15 protein-coding genes and 1 pseudogene are annotated in these 14,869 nt (G+C 61.4%); 12 read left to right on the forward strand and 4 right to left on the reverse strand.

Going from position 1 to position 14,869, the window contains the following annotated elements:
• Positions 1-282: 282 nt before the first annotated feature.
• From K6118_RS06180 to K6118_RS06205, 6 genes and pseudogenes are all read left to right on the forward strand, one after another.
• Entirely contained in the window at positions 283-729 is a 447-nt protein-coding gene (locus K6118_RS06180; RefSeq protein WP_247119356.1) for a hypothetical protein, read from the forward strand.
• A gap of 287 nt (positions 730-1,016) precedes the next feature.
• Positions 1,017-1,421 (forward strand): hypothetical protein, encoded by a 405-nt coding sequence (locus K6118_RS06185; RefSeq protein ID WP_247119357.1) that lies wholly within the window; start codon positions 1,017-1,019, stop codon positions 1,419-1,421.
• Between the two features lie 757 nt (positions 1,422-2,178).
• Complete coding sequence (locus K6118_RS06190) at positions 2,179-2,538, forward strand: cupredoxin domain-containing protein (protein ID WP_247119358.1); 360 nt, start codon at positions 2,179-2,181, stop codon at positions 2,536-2,538.
• A gap of 5 nt (positions 2,539-2,543) precedes the next feature.
• Positions 2,544-3,377 (forward strand): annotated as a pseudogene (locus tag K6118_RS17620) (FTR1 family iron permease); the annotation flags it as partial.
• Positions 3,378-4,781: 1,404 nt separating this feature from the next.
• Entirely contained in the window at positions 4,782-5,510 is a 729-nt protein-coding gene (locus K6118_RS06200) for a hypothetical protein (RefSeq protein WP_247119360.1), read from the forward strand.
• A gap of 33 nt (positions 5,511-5,543) precedes the next feature.
• Positions 5,544-6,230, forward strand: coding sequence for a type 2 periplasmic-binding domain-containing protein (locus K6118_RS06205; protein WP_247119361.1), 687 nt, complete (start codon positions 5,544-5,546; stop codon positions 6,228-6,230).
• A 30-nt stretch (positions 6,231-6,260) separates the two neighbouring features.
• Here the strand turns inward: K6118_RS06205 and K6118_RS06210 are convergent, their stop codons facing one another.
• On the reverse strand, positions 6,261-6,965 hold the full coding sequence (locus K6118_RS06210) for a helix-turn-helix transcriptional regulator (protein WP_247119362.1): 705 nt from the start codon (positions 6,963-6,965) through the stop codon (positions 6,261-6,263).
• A gap of 122 nt (positions 6,966-7,087) precedes the next feature.
• On the opposite strand from K6118_RS06210, the gene K6118_RS06215 reads away from it, so the two are divergent.
• The 5 genes from K6118_RS06215 to K6118_RS06235 all read left to right on the forward strand — a co-directional run bounded on the left by K6118_RS06215 (position 7,088) and on the right by K6118_RS06235 (position 10,826).
• Complete coding sequence (locus K6118_RS06215) at positions 7,088-8,152, forward strand: YdaU family protein (protein WP_247119363.1); 1,065 nt, start codon at positions 7,088-7,090, stop codon at positions 8,150-8,152.
• A gap of 66 nt (positions 8,153-8,218) precedes the next feature.
• Positions 8,219-8,752, forward strand: a complete 534-nt coding sequence (locus tag K6118_RS06220) for a hypothetical protein (RefSeq protein WP_247119364.1) — start codon at positions 8,219-8,221, stop codon at positions 8,750-8,752.
• 123 nt (positions 8,753-8,875) lie between these two features.
• Positions 8,876-9,436 (forward strand): PAS domain-containing protein, encoded by a 561-nt coding sequence (locus tag K6118_RS06225; protein WP_247119365.1) that lies wholly within the window; start codon positions 8,876-8,878, stop codon positions 9,434-9,436.
• A 155-nt stretch (positions 9,437-9,591) separates the two neighbouring features.
• The gene (locus K6118_RS06230; protein WP_247119366.1) at positions 9,592-10,107 is read left to right on the forward strand and encodes a PAS domain-containing protein; all 516 of its coding nucleotides are present in this window, start codon (positions 9,592-9,594) and stop codon (positions 10,105-10,107) included.
• A 152-nt stretch (positions 10,108-10,259) separates the two neighbouring features.
• Positions 10,260-10,826 (forward strand): PAS domain-containing protein, encoded by a 567-nt coding sequence (locus tag K6118_RS06235; protein ID WP_247119367.1) that lies wholly within the window; start codon positions 10,260-10,262, stop codon positions 10,824-10,826.
• A gap of 181 nt (positions 10,827-11,007) precedes the next feature.
• Here K6118_RS06235 and K6118_RS06240 read toward each other — a convergent pair whose 3' ends face one another.
• The 3 genes from K6118_RS06240 to K6118_RS06250 all read right to left on the reverse strand — a co-directional run bounded on the left by K6118_RS06240 (position 11,008) and on the right by K6118_RS06250 (position 13,626).
• Positions 11,008-11,148 carry a hypothetical protein gene (locus K6118_RS06240; RefSeq protein ID WP_247119368.1) on the reverse strand — a complete coding sequence of 47 codons (141 nt, stop codon included), beginning with the start codon at positions 11,146-11,148 and terminating at the stop codon, positions 11,008-11,010.
• 126 nt (positions 11,149-11,274) lie between these two features.
• Positions 11,275-12,468: a glycosyltransferase family 61 protein gene (locus tag K6118_RS06245; protein WP_247119369.1), complete on the reverse strand. Its 1,194-nt coding sequence runs from the start codon at positions 12,466-12,468 to the stop codon at positions 11,275-11,277.
• Positions 12,469-12,597: 129 nt separating this feature from the next.
• The gene (locus tag K6118_RS06250; RefSeq protein WP_247119370.1) at positions 12,598-13,626 is read right to left on the reverse strand and encodes an aldo/keto reductase; all 1,029 of its coding nucleotides are present in this window, start codon (positions 13,624-13,626) and stop codon (positions 12,598-12,600) included.
• A gap of 155 nt (positions 13,627-13,781) precedes the next feature.
• On the opposite strand from K6118_RS06250, the gene K6118_RS06255 reads away from it, so the two are divergent.
• Entirely contained in the window at positions 13,782-14,696 is a 915-nt protein-coding gene (locus K6118_RS06255; RefSeq protein WP_247119371.1) for a LysR family transcriptional regulator, read from the forward strand.
• Positions 14,697-14,869 lie beyond the last annotated feature (173 nt).

Consider the following 14,869-nt stretch of genomic DNA (forward strand, 5'->3'; position numbering starts at 1 on the left):
TCGATGACGACGAAGCGCGAGAGCGCTACGCCCATGGAGCTCACAAAAGAGTTCGGAATCAGAGACTACACTCCTCCTGATCCGAGAGACCGTCCCTGGATGCCAGTCCCCCCAAGTTCATGTATCCAGGAGCCCGGCGGTCTCCTCTTTTGCGGGCTCTTCCCCTTCCTTGAAACAGCGTCTCAGGCCTTGCCCTGGGCGGCTTTGGCGTTGTCGCTACTCTCCTGGCCGGATTTGCGGTATAAGGGGCCTCTTGGGGGCAACATTTAAGGGAGAAGAGAAATGGCTCACCCTGTTAAGTTGTTGACTGTTGCGTTGGTAGGTTTGGGACTTTTGGCTGCACCTGTTCAGGCGCTTTCGGCGCCGCCGGGGCACGCCAAACAGGACAAAATGGAAAAAGCCGAAAAGATGAAGTCCGGCAAGGGCGACATGGAGCGCATGAAGGACATGGACAAGGATCGCGATCGCGACAAGGCCATGGACCAGAAGATGAAGATGATGAAGGACCGCCAGCATCAGGAATGGTCCGATCTCATGAAAGCGCAGAAGGCTGCCAGGGCGAACAAGGAGCTGACGAAAGAGGAGCGCAAGGCGCTCAAGGCGCAGCAAAAAGAAGAGCGCAAGGCGATGAAAAGTCGCCATCGGTCAGAAATGAAAGCCGCCGGGTTCAAGGCAGAGAAAAAAGAAAAGAAAGAAAAGAAAAAGTCCAAGGGCGATGACGACGATTGAGGTCGCTGAGCTGAAGACTCGCCAGGGGGTGTGAGGCCAACTCAAGCGCCCCCTGATGATGAAGATACGAACCGGGATGCCCGAGGGCCGCAACATGCGGGGCAGGGCTTTCCGGTTTTTTCTTTGGGCTGGTTTTTCTTTTCCTGATGGGAGGTTGGCTGGTTCCGGGCGCGTTTTGCTGAACGCCAGATGAACAATTTCGCCGCCTTTTTGCCCTTTTCCCGCCGCATTTCCTGCGCGGGCATTTCCTATAAAATCAGTGGGGCTAGGATTGCGGGAGATGAAAGATGAACCAGCATTCCAAACCGTTTGTTGCTTTTACGTTTCTTGCCGGTGCTTTGACGGCTGTGAGCCTGGTGGCGTCGTCACCAGCCATGGCGGCGGGTACCGCGGGTGCCAAGGATACAAAGGCCACGGCACAGCATGAAACGCTTCTGGCCTATGCGCCTGATGCGGTCCGCAAAGCCTATCTCGATAAGGTTGAGGCTTTGAAGAAACAGCAGAAGGCCGAGTGGCAGCAGCTTCAGCGGGACCATAAAACCTCGCTCTCCAACCCGCTTCTGTCCAAGGATGACAGAGCGATCATGGAGAAGCAGCAGGCTGAAGAAAACAAGGCCGCGAAGGAAACCTACGCCGGTCAGCTTCAGGTGCTGCGCGAACAGTATGCGGATGAAACCGCCTCTCCGGCCTAAGCCGCGCGGCTGAACCCGGAAGACGGCGCGGCCTGTACCCCCTGGCAGCATAGTCTGCCGGGGCGGCCGCATGTCTGCCCCCCCCCTGGGCGCAGGCTTTGCGTCTACCGCGGCGCATACACCGCTGACCGCCGCCTGCAGCTTTATTCCTGACAGAAAAAGATATGGAAGTCCCCGAAGGCCGGCACCTCAGGGAATGCTATAAGGGGCGCCGGTACCCTCGGGGGAGGACACATTCAATACCTACGGAGAGGAGGGGGCCGGGGGCAACATGGTTGGTTGGGCTGTTGCTCCCGGCCACTGGTCGGTGCCGTCCGGCATTCCTTTGGGGGGCCAGCTCGCCAAGCATCCTGGGGGGACAACGTTGACAGGCACAGGGCCAAAAATCCATCGGTGCCTTGGGCACGGCAAGAGGAACTCCACCGCTGACCAAGTGTCTGATACTGAGACGACGGGGTTGCGGAATTTGAGAATGCTTCGACCATTTTTTTTGAAAAATCTTGGCGAATATTCCCCAAGCCATTGAATATAAATAATAATATTTTTCTGTTTTGCCGGGGAGAATGCCGGTTGTCCCCGCCAAGCGCCTGATATTCCAGATGCTTTTCACGTGTGTGTGCCCGGGTATGGCCCGTCCGGCACAGGCCTTTCCGTGCCTGGAGGGGACCGCGATAAAGCAGTTGACGGCTTCCGCGCCTTCAGTTAGAGAAAGACGTAATTGAGAATCATTATTATTCTTATTATCAAGGAACCGCCGATGATCCGCTACATGTTCTCCCCCCGGGCCGCGCTCTTTTCGCTGTTCGCACTTATGCTGCCTCTGGGCGCGCTGTCCGCGCCTGTGTCCGCCGAGGTGCCGGAATATGTCATCGTGATCAAGAATCACCAGTTCGAACCGGCGGAGTTGAAGATCCCGGCGGGGACCAAGGTGAAGCTGATTGTCCGCAATGAGGACCCGACGCCGGAAGAATTCGAAAGCTATGACTTCAACCGCGAGAAAATCGTGCGCGGCAACAGCCAGATCAAGGTCTTCGTCGGCCCGCTCAAACCCGGTACCTACAAATTCTTCGGTGAATTCAATCCTCAAACGGCCCAGGGCCGCCTGATCGTGGAGTAAGGCTGATGTTTGCCACCGCCATTATCGTGTTCCGCGAAGTGCTTGAAGCCGCGCTCATCATCGGCATCGTGCTGGCCGCCACCCGCGGTGTGCCCGCGCGCGCCCGCTGGGTTGCGGGCGGGGTGGCTGCCGGGCTCCTGGGTGCCGCCGTCGTCGCACTGTTCGCCGGGGCCATCTCCGACATGGCTGAAGGCATGGGGCAGGAATATCTCAACGCGGGCATCCTCTTGGCCGCGGTCGCCATGCTGGCCTGGCACAATATCTGGATGGCCGAACATGCGCGTGAGCTGTCGGCCCATATGAACCGGGTCGGCACGTCGGTGGCCGAAGGCGAATTGCCGATGCGGGCGCTGGCGTTCGTGGTCAGCTTCGCGGTCCTGCGTGAAGGCTCGGAAGTCGTGCTGTTCCTGTACGGCATGGCGGCAAGCGCCGGTGGTGCGTCGCAGATGGCGCTGGGCGGCGGGCTTGGCCTTCTGGCCGGGGCAGTCGTCGGCGCCGGGCTTTACCTCGGCCTTCTCCGCATCCCCACGCGCCACCTGTTCCGTGTGACCGGCTGGATGATCCTGCTGCTGGCCGCCGGTATGGCGTCCGAAGCTGCGCGCTTCCTGGTGCAGGCTGACGCACTGCCCGCGCTCAGCGCCGGCCCTCTTTGGGACACCAGCAGTCTCCTCAGCGACAGCAACCTCATCGGCCAGGCGCTGCATACGCTTGTCGGCTATACGCCGCGGCCCCTGGGCATCCAGCTGGTGGCCTACCTTGTTACGATTACCATTATTGGAGCTTTCATGATCCGCAAACCCCGTGCCCCGAAATTACCCCCGAAATTGCCGAAATCCGCTGGTGCCGCCGCCATTGTCCTGCTCTCGCTCAGCCTTGCGGGTGGCATGCTCACGGGCAAGCCGGCCTATGCGGGCGACAAGGTCTATAGCCCCATCGTCCACAAGGGCGAACTGGAGCTGGAATTCATCGGCCACCGTGACAAGGGCGGCGACCAGTCCCACAAGTGGGAGGTCGGCTACGGCGTGACCGACCGCTGGTCCACGGCGCTGTATCTGGAAACCGAGAAGGAGCCGGGGGACCCGTTGAAGGCCGAGGCCTTCGCCTGGGAAAACATCATCCAGCTGACCGAGCAGGGCGAACATTGGCTCGATGCCGGGCTTTACCTTGAATATGAGCACAGCATCCGGGAAGGCGGCCATGACAAGCTGGAGGGCAAGCTGCTCCTTGAGAAGGAAACCGGGCGTTTCATCAACCGCGTGAATATTATCTTCGAGAAGGAAATCTCCGGCCCCAACCCGGACGGGCTGGAACTGGGCTATGCCTGGCAGACCCGCTACCGCCTCATTCGCGCGTTCGAGTTCGGCGTCGAAGGCTTTGGCGGCTTCGGCGAGCTGAGCGAGTTCAAACCCGCGCGGGAGCAGCAGCATACGCTCGGCCCCGTCGTCGGCGGTGTGATCCCGATCACCACCAAATGGAACTTTAAATATGAGCTCGGCTATCAGGTCGGGCTGTCGGCCGCCGCCCCAGACAACCGCGTCAAGGCGATGCTGGAGCTGGAAACCTATTTCTGACCCTCATCCCGCCCACCGGGATTAATAGCCCCCGTGAGGTCTTGCGTGGCCTTGCGGGGGTATTTTTTTAGGGAGCCGGTGAATGCGTCCCGGACAGTCGGTGCCTGCCTTTCGGGGAGCAAGGCAGGCACCAGTCCGTAAAACCCCGCCTCCGGCTTGAGCGCGCGGAGGGCATTTAACAGGGGACCGGCTGCCAAACACTGCAGTGACATGACACGGACCCGGATTTACCCGGTTCTGTGGCCGCGGCTCTCACGGGCGTTGGCACCCTCGGGGAGGAGGCCGGGTGCCGAACGCTGGGCCGGGGGCTTCGCCTTGGCGGCAGGCGTGTGTGCTGCCGCTTTGTCTTGCTCATGTCACCGCGCTTTGTGTCGGTGCCGATGACAACAAGTTACGAAAAACGTAAATATTTGGCAAGGATAAAAATACGATATCTGTAATTTTCTGGAAGGTGCCACCAAAATCGGGCCTCCCGCCCCTATGCCGTCGCAGTCAGCGAAAGACGGCTAGGTGATCTTCCGTTAGAATTCATTCATGGGTGCGTCATCATTATAAAAACGGTTACCGCTGCGACCCTGCTGCTTGAATTCGGCTGACGCGCGTGCCTACAGTTAACGTGTTATACATATAATTCGATGTATTTTGTGGATATGGGGATCGGGAAAGGATTCTATGTTTCCAGTCGTGGCAGCGATGATGTTGGTGGCCGCCTCAGCGCAGGTGACGCCGACGGACATATCCCCACCTGTGCCGGAAGAGGCCACGGGCGGTGTCCCGTCGTTCGCGCCCCTCGATCAGTCTGACGCCAAGGCGCTCGAAATCCTGTGGCCGGTGCCCTATTATGTCAGGGCCGGCAAGGAGATGACCGGCAACAGCAAGCGGCTGGAGCTTTTGCTCAAGCAGACTGGGGTGCCGCACCGTTTTTCCTTCATGCCGATCAAACGCGCTTTCCATCTCTATGGGGCCGCCAAGGCGGGCTGCACGCCCTACGGCAGTGTCCCGCTCACGGACGGGGATTTGATCAGCAAGCCGTTCACCTCCATCGAACAATGGTTCTATGTGCGTGCGGACGCGGGTATCCAAAAGATTGACGATATCCAGACGGCGGCGGCGCTTGAAGGCGTGAAACGTTTCTTTCGTCCCACGGGGTACGACAGGATCAGCTGGCAGTATGCGCCTTCCTATTCAGCGCTGATGGGGATGTTGAAAAATCGCCGGGTGCAGGCGGTGACGCTGGGGCCCGGCGCGCGGAATGGTGCCGTGAAATTGCCGGACGGCGTTACGCGCGTCGGTGACAAGCCGTTCGTGCGTATGGAGCTCAGGCTCCACTGTCGGCCGACGCCGGAAGCTCAGGCGCTGATCGACCGGATGGATGCTATCATTAAGGCGGGTGGCCGCTGAGGGCAGATGTGCCCCTAGGCAGGAGATGGTGGCGTGATTTCAGCGATGACGGGGCTGGCTTTATTGGCGTCTTCTCTGGCGCCCATCCAGGACGGCCGCGGCCATGTGAGCAGCCCGGAAAGCCTGACAATCTATTGGCCTATTGCCTATTCCAGTGGAACCCAGGGCAAGAAGACGGCGGAAGCCCTCAGGTTCGAGCGGCTGCTGGGCAGCCTTTCCCTAAACCACCGGATTCATGTCACGCCAATCCGCCGCGCCTATCACCTTTATGTCGATGACCCGAATAGCTGTGTGATCTTCCGGGGCAAGCCCATTCTGGGGGGCGAGCTGACAAGCCGTGTATTCGCGATAGGTGACTATTGGCTGTATGTGCGCAAAGGGGCGGGGTTTAAACGTTGGGCGGATCTCAAAAGCGCGGGTACGCTTGAAGGCGCGGAACGCTATACGGACCCTGAAAAGACCCTGCCGGTCACGTGGCGATACGCCCCGTCCTATGAGGCGCTGATCGCCATGGTGGAAAGCGGCCGGGTCGATGCCGTCACCCTCGGGCCGCCAGTGGAGAACGGCCTGGTGAAAATGCCGGACAATCTGGTCCGGCTGGGGGACAAGCCTTTCGTCCATCTGGAACTGAGGCTGCATTGTCACCATACGCCCGCGGCGGTGGCGCTCATTGGGGTGCTGGACAAGATTGTCGCCGAAAAAGGCCTGCCGCCACGCTGACGTGGCCGGATACGCGGCCCAACTGAAAGATCAGGCCTTCTGGCCGATGCGGCTGTGCACCCACAAAACCACCCCGACGATATCCTCAGCCCTGAGGGTGCCGCCTTCTGTCCTGGGGCCAAGGCCACCCGGCAGCAGGCTCAACCGCAGGCTGGCATAGGCCGGGTTCGGTGTTTCCGGCAGTGGCACCAGCCAGTCCTCACCCGCGTCGGTGCGGACATATTGGCGCAACAGCCGGGTGCCCTCCGCCGTCTTCACCAGCAGGATCGCGCCGGGGGCGATGGCGGCATAATGCAGCTTGGGATCGGCGGCGATAACCAGGCTGCCTGCCCGGATTTCCCGCGCCATCGAGCCGTCGGCCAGCATATAGCAATAAAGCCCGTCGCTGCGGCTGACGTCCGGCGGGCAGGGCACCGTGTCGAAGCCCAGGTCGGCCGGCAGGTCCGTCAGCGTGCCGTCCCCGGCCAACTGGCCCAGGATCGGCAGGCTGGTGGTTCCCGTGCCCGGCACCAGCGTGCGTTCGCCAAGCGCCAGGCTCCTCAGCAGCGACTGGGGCGACATGCCCAGAAGCTCGGAAAGCGGCATGACCTCATCGGCCTGCACTTCCCGGCTGCCTTTCAAAATATCACTCACGCGCGGCGGGGCGACCCCTAGCGCTTCGGCGACGTCCTTGAGCTTCAGGCCTTCGGCCTTCAAGGCGTCGCGCATCCATTCCTGTGTCGGCAGTTTGGCCATGGTGTTTCATCCTGCAATCGCAATAATTACGTTTATCGTAATTTTATAGTTGCAATAAGTTACGATTACCGTAATCATAAGAGCCTAGAAAAGTCAACCTGTATCACGCGAAAGGGCCCTTGATGGCTGAGTTTCCGGCGCTGCCGCTTTTTACCGACGCTTATCTCGCCGACACCCGGCACCTGACGGCGGAGGAACATGGCGCCTATCTCCTTTTGCTGATGTGCGCGTGGCGGACGCGGGGCTGCCGGCTTCGGGATGACGACCGCACGCTGGCGCGGCTTGTGGGCGTCACTGCGGCGCGCTGGCGCAAGCTTCGCCCGGTGCTGATGGACTTTTTCACCACCGAAGGCGGTTACTGGCAGCAGAAAAAACTGTGTGCCGTTTATGAAGGCGTGCAGGAACGCGTGACCCGCAACCGCGAAAATGGCGCCAAGGGTGGCCGTGCCAAGGCCGCCAAGCTGGCGGATGACAAGCGAAAAGGTAGCGGAGCCACGAGCGGGGCCATGCCGGACGCTACTGGCGGGGCTAGCGGCGCCAAGGGTAGCCGCCGTGTTGGCCAGAAGCTGGCAACCAAAGCCAGAGTCCAGACTCCAAAACCAGAAGTGGCGGCTGCTGCCTGCCCGGATAATGAGGATGGGGTGCCTTCGGCGCCGCCGCTTGAGCCTTCAGCCGGTGGTGTCACCGCCTGGCGTGGCCCGGTTGCAGCCGCCGCGGGCCTCACGGAGGGTGGGCTCGACCTCAGCCCGCTTCATGCCTGGCAGGCTGCGGGCGCGGATCTGGTGGCCGATGTGCTGCCGGTGATAGACCGCCTCAAACGCCGGGAAGCCGCCAAGGGCGGGAAGGCGCCCCAGTCGCTCAACTATTACACCGCCGCGGTTCTGGAGGCCCGCGATGCCCGCCTGGGCGCGGTGAAGGCAGGCGCGAGCCACGCGGAAACCCACCCCGGCGCGCCCGAAAAGCAGCCGTTCGACCGGACGTCGGCGGCCCATTGGCGGCTGTTCCTCGGCGATGCGACCAGCCGCTTCCGGGGGGATTATCTGGCCACCAACTGGCATATCGGGCCGGACCATCCGCATTTCCTGCCTGCCAGCCTGGGGCCGGATCCGCGGCTGCGGCCGAACCCGGATATTCCCGAAGATGTGTTTGCCGATTATGCGCCGGCTTTCCGCTGGCGCCGGTCGTAACCGGACTGAGCCGCCCGCTGTTCCTCCCTTCGTATTTCCTCCCTCAAGCAGAAGGACCTGCCCTTGATGATCTCAGCCAATACACCCGACCGTACGCTTCTCAAGACCGCCCGAACCCTCGCCGCCGTGACACGGCAGGAAGGGGGGCGGGACGATGCCGGGCTCAGCCTCAAGGAGAAACTGATGCCGCGGCTTGAAGGGCGGCTTGTCTCCGCCGCCTGGACGCTGCGCCGCCTGCCGGACCGCGAAGCAGGCTTCCGCCGGATGCAAGGCTGCCTGTGGCCTGAAACCGTGGCCGAGAGCAGCACATACGCCCCTGAAAGCCTGACCACATTCCAGGCCCGGCGCCGGGTGCGCATCACCGCACAGGAGATCGACGACATGCAGCCGACGCTGGACCTGCTCCAGCTTTTGCCGGACGTGACCGACCGGCGCATCCTGTTCTGGAGCGCCTGGCATCAGGACGGCGAAACACAGGCGCGGATTCCCTGGGCCAAGGTCCGCCGGTCCCTGGGGGCCAACCTGTCACGCTGGACCCTCAAGCGCCGCTATGAAGGCGGGCTCCAGTGGCTGGCGGCCATCATCGCGATGCAGGCCTGAGGGCAGGGGAAGCAAGAGGCGGAAAAAGGGGCATCTCCGGCGGATTTACAGCTTATTTCGACGGTTTTGCCACTTTAAGTGTTTATGCACTTTTAACTTATTGGGCGTAGGATAATCCCCGAAATGGATACAGTTCCGATGCCCCGGGCGGAGGAGTTTGAAGTTTTCCTGTCTTACTGGCGTGAGCTGCAGGTGGCAGAAACTCCTGTCCCCCAACGCCAAACCTTCAACCCCATGCGGTTGAAGGGCCTCCTGCCGTTTGTCTTTCTCATTGAGGTTCGGGCGCCGGATGATCTGCATGTCCGTCTGTCGGGGACGGCGCTTGACGCCGCGTTCCACGGCCAGATGAGCGGGCACAATTTTCTCGACCTGTGTGACCCGGCGGAGCGGGGCTTTTATGGCAAGCTGGCCGGGGACATTTGCAGGCAGCCGTGTGGTGTCCGGCTGATCCGCCGGACCACATTCCAGGATGGTAAGACTCATGACCTCAGGGAGATGGGACTGCCGCTTGCCAGCCGGGACGGCGATATCCGCTATATCATTGGGCTTCTGAGCGTGCGCAGTGACCATGTCACCGGGGAGCCGAAGGTGATGGAGCTTAAACAGTCGCACGTGCGGACGGTCCAATATATCGACCTCGGATATGGCGTGCCACCAAGCGTTTCGGAAGGATCGGTGGTTTGAAATAAGGGAAGATGGACCTGGGTAGACTCCTTGATTTGTAAAAATTGAGGAAAATGAAAATAAAATTTGAATCAATCCTTAAATACCCCTTCATACTTTCCGCGTATATCAAGCCGCCTTGGTAAATATTCATTAACCATGGCTTGGGGGTTCACGTGGCGCGGCTCGAGTATTTTGATGATCTGCTGAATTATTGGCACAGACTGAGGGCGGAAGCTGATGGCGTGGTGCCTAGCCGCCAGCAATTCAACCCGATGGAAGTGCCGAAGCTGCTGCCCTTCATGTTCATGGTGGAGCGCCAGGCCCCTGAAGAGCTGATGATCCGGCTTGTGGGGACCGCGCTTGACGGCCTGACGGGCAGCCCGGCGACCGGGTCCAACGTGCTGGACCGCTACGGCGCGCAAGAACGCGAAGCTCATCTGGCAACCTATGACAATCTTTTCAGCCTACCCTGTGGGGCCTGGCAGGACCGGCTGCTGAAGGTGGGCGACGACCCCTGTTACCATACCAGAACCATCCTGCTGCCCTTCGCGGACCGGCAGGGTGCCCCCCGCTATGTTATCGGCATTTCAAGGGTGCGCCGCCATCATGGTGATGCCAGCGAAGGTGATCTGCACCAGTTGGGGACCGAGTATATCGACCTGGGATTCGGGGTGCCGAATGGCGGCTGAAATCCTGGGCATGAGGCGCAGGCCGCTAAAATTGTCGATAAATGTTAAGCGCGAATTTATGGCTTTCCGCTAGAACTTCATAAGCGATTCTCCGGAAAGGGGAACGCGTGCCCCAGGCGGGGTTTTGGTGAGTTTTTAAGGGACCCCCTTGGATGTTGCATCAACAGCAATTTGATGAATTGCGGAGCTACTGGCGTGAGCTGCAGCGGCAAAATGACGGCCGCGTGCCGCGCCGCCGCCAGTTCAATCCGATGCGGGTGCCGAGACTGCTTCCCTATATCATGCTGATCGAACGCCGCGGGGAATATGACCTGCATGTCCGGCTTGCGGGCACGGCGCTGGAGGCCGCGGCCGGGCGCTCGCTCACCGGGCAGTGCTATCTGGAATTTTACGATGAAAGCCAGTGGGGCTTTTTCGCCGACATGACCGCAGCCATGTGCGACCAGCCCTGCGGCTGCCGGTTGGACCGCGAGGTCACCTTCCTAAGCGGCCGGACCATGGAAATGCACAGCTTCAACCTGCCGTTCTCGACCGAGGAAGGCGAGGTACGCTATCTGCTCGGCGTTATGGCGATGCGCCGGTCGGTCCACCATTATGGCACGGCCGACGATAACAAGATCAAGAGCTTCATGGTCCGGGACTTCGAGTTTATCGACCTGGGCTACGGCGTGCCGGTGGATGAGCAGGTGAAGGCGCAGCTCGCCAAAATCCCGGCCTGAAACGTCTGCTGTGAGGCACCAGCCCGGCCAGCCCGACCATTACGCTGAGCAAACATAAAGGGGCCCGCCAACCAGGCAGGCCCAAAAAATTTTCCCGATTAAAATAGTGTCCCCAAACAGACCACCATAGTGGCGGTTACCTTGCGCTTTTTCTTGCCTCTTGGTCTCGGGCCGTCAGGCCTCAGGTATGGGACAGGCTGAAATAGAGTGCAAACCCGATAATGGCGAAAAACACAAACATGCCCATGAGGGCGGCCATGCCGTGGCCCGGCTTGGCGTTGGCGCAGCTATGCTGGTGATGCGTAGCGTCTTTGTGATACATGACGAACTCTCCCAATCTCCCGGGCCTGTTATACCCGTTTTTGGCGGTTTCTGGAAGACTTTACGCTACGGCATCTTTACCGGGGATGAATGATTACCCCCAGTTGCGGCTGAAGCGAAGGGGGTGTCAGACCCCGAGGATGCCCTTGATCACGGTCTTGAGGCGGTCGGTATCGGCGTACCAGCCCCCGGGCTTCTCATCAGCCTGGAAGAAGGCGACCTTGCGGCGGCAGGCTTCCTGGATCGCGCCGTGCAGAAGGTTCTGGCGGCTGGTCTCGATCACCAACACAGGCGCGGGCGCGAAGATGATGTTATGGAGCGCGGACGAATCCTCCCCCACCACCAGCCGGGCGCCGGAAAGCGCTTCGGTAAGCTCCGCCAAGGAAAGCGCGAGCGGGTCAACCGTGCGCCCGCCCATGCGCAAAATCATGTCCCGGACCGCGGAGGCGTTCCTGAGCTCCCGCCCGGGCGCCGCGGTCATGCGCTTATGGTCCATGAACACGAGACCGCCGGGCTTGGGCGCGGGCGTCTGGTCCTTCTTGCGCTTGCCCCATTGACGCGCGAGCGCGGCCAGGCGTCGGAACACCAGGCGCGAAAAGGCGATCGGCAGCCCCCCGCCCGGCTGGTGCGACAGCGTGGTGGGCAGGATGAGCTCTTCGGGTTCATAGACGTGGGCGCTGTCCAGCTCGATAATCCGGTCCGGCAGGATGCCGTAGGCCACCAGGAACGGCCGCATCCAGCCCGCCACCTTGGGCAGCAGGAAATGGTTGATGCGGTTCATGTCGGTCAGCGCGTTCAAAAGTTCCATCCGCCCGGCGACATCGACGATCCAGTGGCCGTAGGTCAGCGCCCCGGGGAAGGAGAGGAGCGCGCTTGTGCCTTCCAGCTGCAGGACCTGCCGCTCGGCTCCGTCCTTCATGGGCGTCAGCGTAAAGCCGCCGGCATCCCTCGCCACATCCCCCGTGCTTTCCAGAATGTCAAAATGCCGGTCCATCCAGCCGAAACCATACATGCCGCTGACCGCCAGGCTGCTTGCCGCCATGACGACGAGCCCCCATTCATTGGTGACCCAGCAGTCCTTGGCGTGAAGAAGTCCCAGGCGGTCGGTGCCGCGGGATTGGAAGTCGAAATAACGCTCCAGCCACGCGCTGGTGTAGGCATCGTCCGTCAGCGCGAGATTTTCGTTGAAGCGCCGCTCGGGCCTGATGCGCCGGTCGTAATAGTCGGTGTAGGCTGAGAAATGGAGCCCGTTCTCCTCAAGCGCGGCATGAAGGTTCTCCGCGTGAGGGGCATAATCGACGGTGAAACGGCGGTCTGTCATCGGGGGCTGGGCCTCGTGTCAGCAAACAGGATGGTTTCCCCTATCTATCGATGTTTGCACCCGTTTCGCAAGGCGAAAGCGGAAAAGGCGTGCTGTCCCATGGGCGGACAGGCACGCCTGCCGCCGGTCTCAGGCCCCGGCTTTTCGCTCGCTGTCCAGGTGCGCGAGCTGGGCTTCGGGGTAGCGCCCGCCCGCGACGGCGTCCGCCGGGGTCGCGGCCCGAAGCACGGCGAGGTCTTCCGCCGTGAGGGTGACATCAAGCGCGCCCAGGGCTTCCGAAAGCCGGTCCCGCCTGCGGGCACCTATAAGGGGCACGATGTCATCCCCCTGATTGATTCCCTGGGCCGCGACCCAGGCGATGGCCACCTGCGCCACCGTGACACCCAGCCGGTCGGCGACCATGCGGATGCGCTCCACCAGCGCGAGGTTGGCGTCGATATTCTCCGGGCTGAAACGTGGGCTGAAACCGCGGAAGTCACCTTTCATATCCCGCGCTTTCGACCAGTGGCCGCTGATCAACCCGCGGGAAAGAACGCCGTACGCTGTGATGCCGATGCCCAAGCGTCGGCATGTGGGCAGGATCTCATCCTCGATGCCGCGGGAGATGAGCGAATATTCGATCTGCAAATCGCTGATCGGGTGAACTTTGGCCGCGCGCTTTATGGTCTCGGCCCCCACTTCCGAAAGCCCGATATGACGGACGTAGCCTGCCTGGACCAGGTCTGCGATTGCGCCGATGGTGTCCTCGATCGGCACATCGGGGTCCAGCCGGGACGGGCGGTAAATGTCAATATGGTCGACGCCCAAACGCTGAAGCGAATAGCCGATGAAATTCTTGATCGCCTTCGGGCGGCAGTCATACCCGAGGAAGCCGCGCCGGACGTCGCGGAGTGCGCCGAACTTGACGCTGATCAGGAACCGGTCCCGCCCGTAAGGCTTCAGCACGGTCTTCAGCGCGTCGCCGATCAGCATTTCATTGTGGCCCATACCGTAAAAATCGCCGGTGTCCAGAAGCGTGATGCCGGCCTCCGCCGCGGCGGCCAGCGTGGCCAGGCTTTCCGTCCGGTCGGCGGGGCCATAAAGGTCGGACATGCCCATGCAGCCGAGGCCGAGGGCGGAGGTGCGGGGGCCGTCTTTTCCGAGAATACGGTAATCCATGGCGTTTCCTTTCCTGCGTGTCGTGATCATCGGGCCGGGCGCTTTCTCTCTCGGCGCCACCAAGGCCTTGCCCGCGCAAGATAGGGCTTGTCCGCTGTTGTGATAATTGTGATAATTATCAACAAACTATTCATTATAGTGAACAATGGTGCCCGATGGATGACCATGACCTCCGTGACCTGACCGCCTTCGCGGCCGTCGCCCGGCACAAGAGCTTCCGGCGCGCGGCGGCGGAGCTCCGGGTGTCGGTCTCCGGCCTCAGCCAGCGCATGAAGGCGCTGGAGGAACGGCTGGGGCTGAGGCTCCTCAACCGCACCACACGGAGCGTGGCGCCGACCGAAGCGGGCGAACGGCTGCTCGCCCGCCTCACGCCCGCGCTGCGGGACGTTGAGGATGCGCTCGCGGATATTCACGAACGGCAGGAGGCGGTCACCGGCCGCCTGCGCATCAACGCACCGCCGCCCGCGGCCCACCTTGTGCTCGCACCCATGATCGGGCCGTTCCTTGCGCGCCACCCCGGCATCCAGCTGGAAATCATCACCGATTCCCTGTTCGTCGATATCGTCGCCGAAGGCTATGACGCCGGGGTCCGGTGGGAGGAAAGCCTGGCCGGGGATATGATCGCCCTGTCGCTTGGCCCCACGGAACGCTATGCGCTGACGGCTTCACCCGCCTTTCTGGCCGCGCACGGCATCCCTAAGGTGCCGGAGGATCTGCTGGGTAAGCCGATGCTGGGCATCCGCTTCAAGAACCATGTCCAGCACGCGTGGGAGTTCGAGAAAGACGGCCGCACCGTCCATATCCGCACCGAGGGGCCGTTCGTCTCCAACGATATGCGGCTGCTGATCGGCGCGGCGCTCGATGGCATCGGCTTCGTCGGCAGCTTCGAAGGTTACGCGCGCCCCTATATCGAAAGCGGCGAGCTGGTTGAGCTACTGCCGGACTGGGCTGTCAGCTTCCCCGGGCCGTTCCTTTATTACCCCAGCCGCCGCCAGCCGCCCGCACCACTCGCCGCCTTCATCGCCTTCGTGCGTGACTGGCGCCGGGGTGTGGGGAAGGAAGGCGAATAAGGGTGCGGTAGCGGCCGTGTCAGAATAAAAATTACGAAAAACGTAAAAATAACTTGCACCCTTTTGCGCTTTAGTGCACCATAGGGACAGTCAAGTTGAGATCGTGTGTCCGCGACGGAGCGGGCCTCAAAAAGCCGCAGGGAACATCCCCGCGGCTTTTTGCATTTTCCCCT

It is taken from the genome of Kordiimonas marina, from assembly GCF_023006325.1.
Lineage (GTDB): Bacteria > Pseudomonadota > Alphaproteobacteria > Sphingomonadales > Kordiimonadaceae > Kordiimonas > Kordiimonas marina.

Coding starts and splice junctions, on each gene's coding strand:
- K6118_RS06215 (WP_247119363.1), top strand. CDS start 7,088: ATGGCTGAGTTTCCGGCGCTGCCGCTTTTTACCGACGCTTATCTCGCC.
- K6118_RS06180 (WP_247119356.1), top strand. CDS start 283: ATGGCTCACCCTGTTAAGTTGTTGACTGTTGCGTTGGTAGGTTTGGGA.
- K6118_RS06240 (WP_247119368.1), bottom strand. CDS start 11,148: ATGTATCACAAAGACGCTACGCATCACCAGCATAGCTGCGCCAACGCC.
- K6118_RS06210 (WP_247119362.1), bottom strand. CDS start 6,965: ATGGCCAAACTGCCGACACAGGAATGGATGCGCGACGCCTTGAAGGCC.
- K6118_RS06220 (WP_247119364.1), top strand. CDS start 8,219: ATGATCTCAGCCAATACACCCGACCGTACGCTTCTCAAGACCGCCCGA.
- K6118_RS06190 (WP_247119358.1), top strand. CDS start 2,179: ATGATCCGCTACATGTTCTCCCCCCGGGCCGCGCTCTTTTCGCTGTTC.
- K6118_RS06235 (WP_247119367.1), top strand. CDS start 10,260: ATGTTGCATCAACAGCAATTTGATGAATTGCGGAGCTACTGGCGTGAG.
- K6118_RS06225 (WP_247119365.1), top strand. CDS start 8,876: ATGGATACAGTTCCGATGCCCCGGGCGGAGGAGTTTGAAGTTTTCCTG.
- K6118_RS06245 (WP_247119369.1), bottom strand. CDS start 12,468: ATGACAGACCGCCGTTTCACCGTCGATTATGCCCCTCACGCGGAGAAC.
- K6118_RS06200 (WP_247119360.1), top strand. CDS start 4,782: ATGTTTCCAGTCGTGGCAGCGATGATGTTGGTGGCCGCCTCAGCGCAG.
- K6118_RS06250 (WP_247119370.1), bottom strand. CDS start 13,626: ATGGATTACCGTATTCTCGGAAAAGACGGCCCCCGCACCTCCGCCCTC.
- K6118_RS06255 (WP_247119371.1), top strand. CDS start 13,782: ATGGATGACCATGACCTCCGTGACCTGACCGCCTTCGCGGCCGTCGCC.
- K6118_RS06185 (WP_247119357.1), top strand. CDS start 1,017: ATGAACCAGCATTCCAAACCGTTTGTTGCTTTTACGTTTCTTGCCGGT.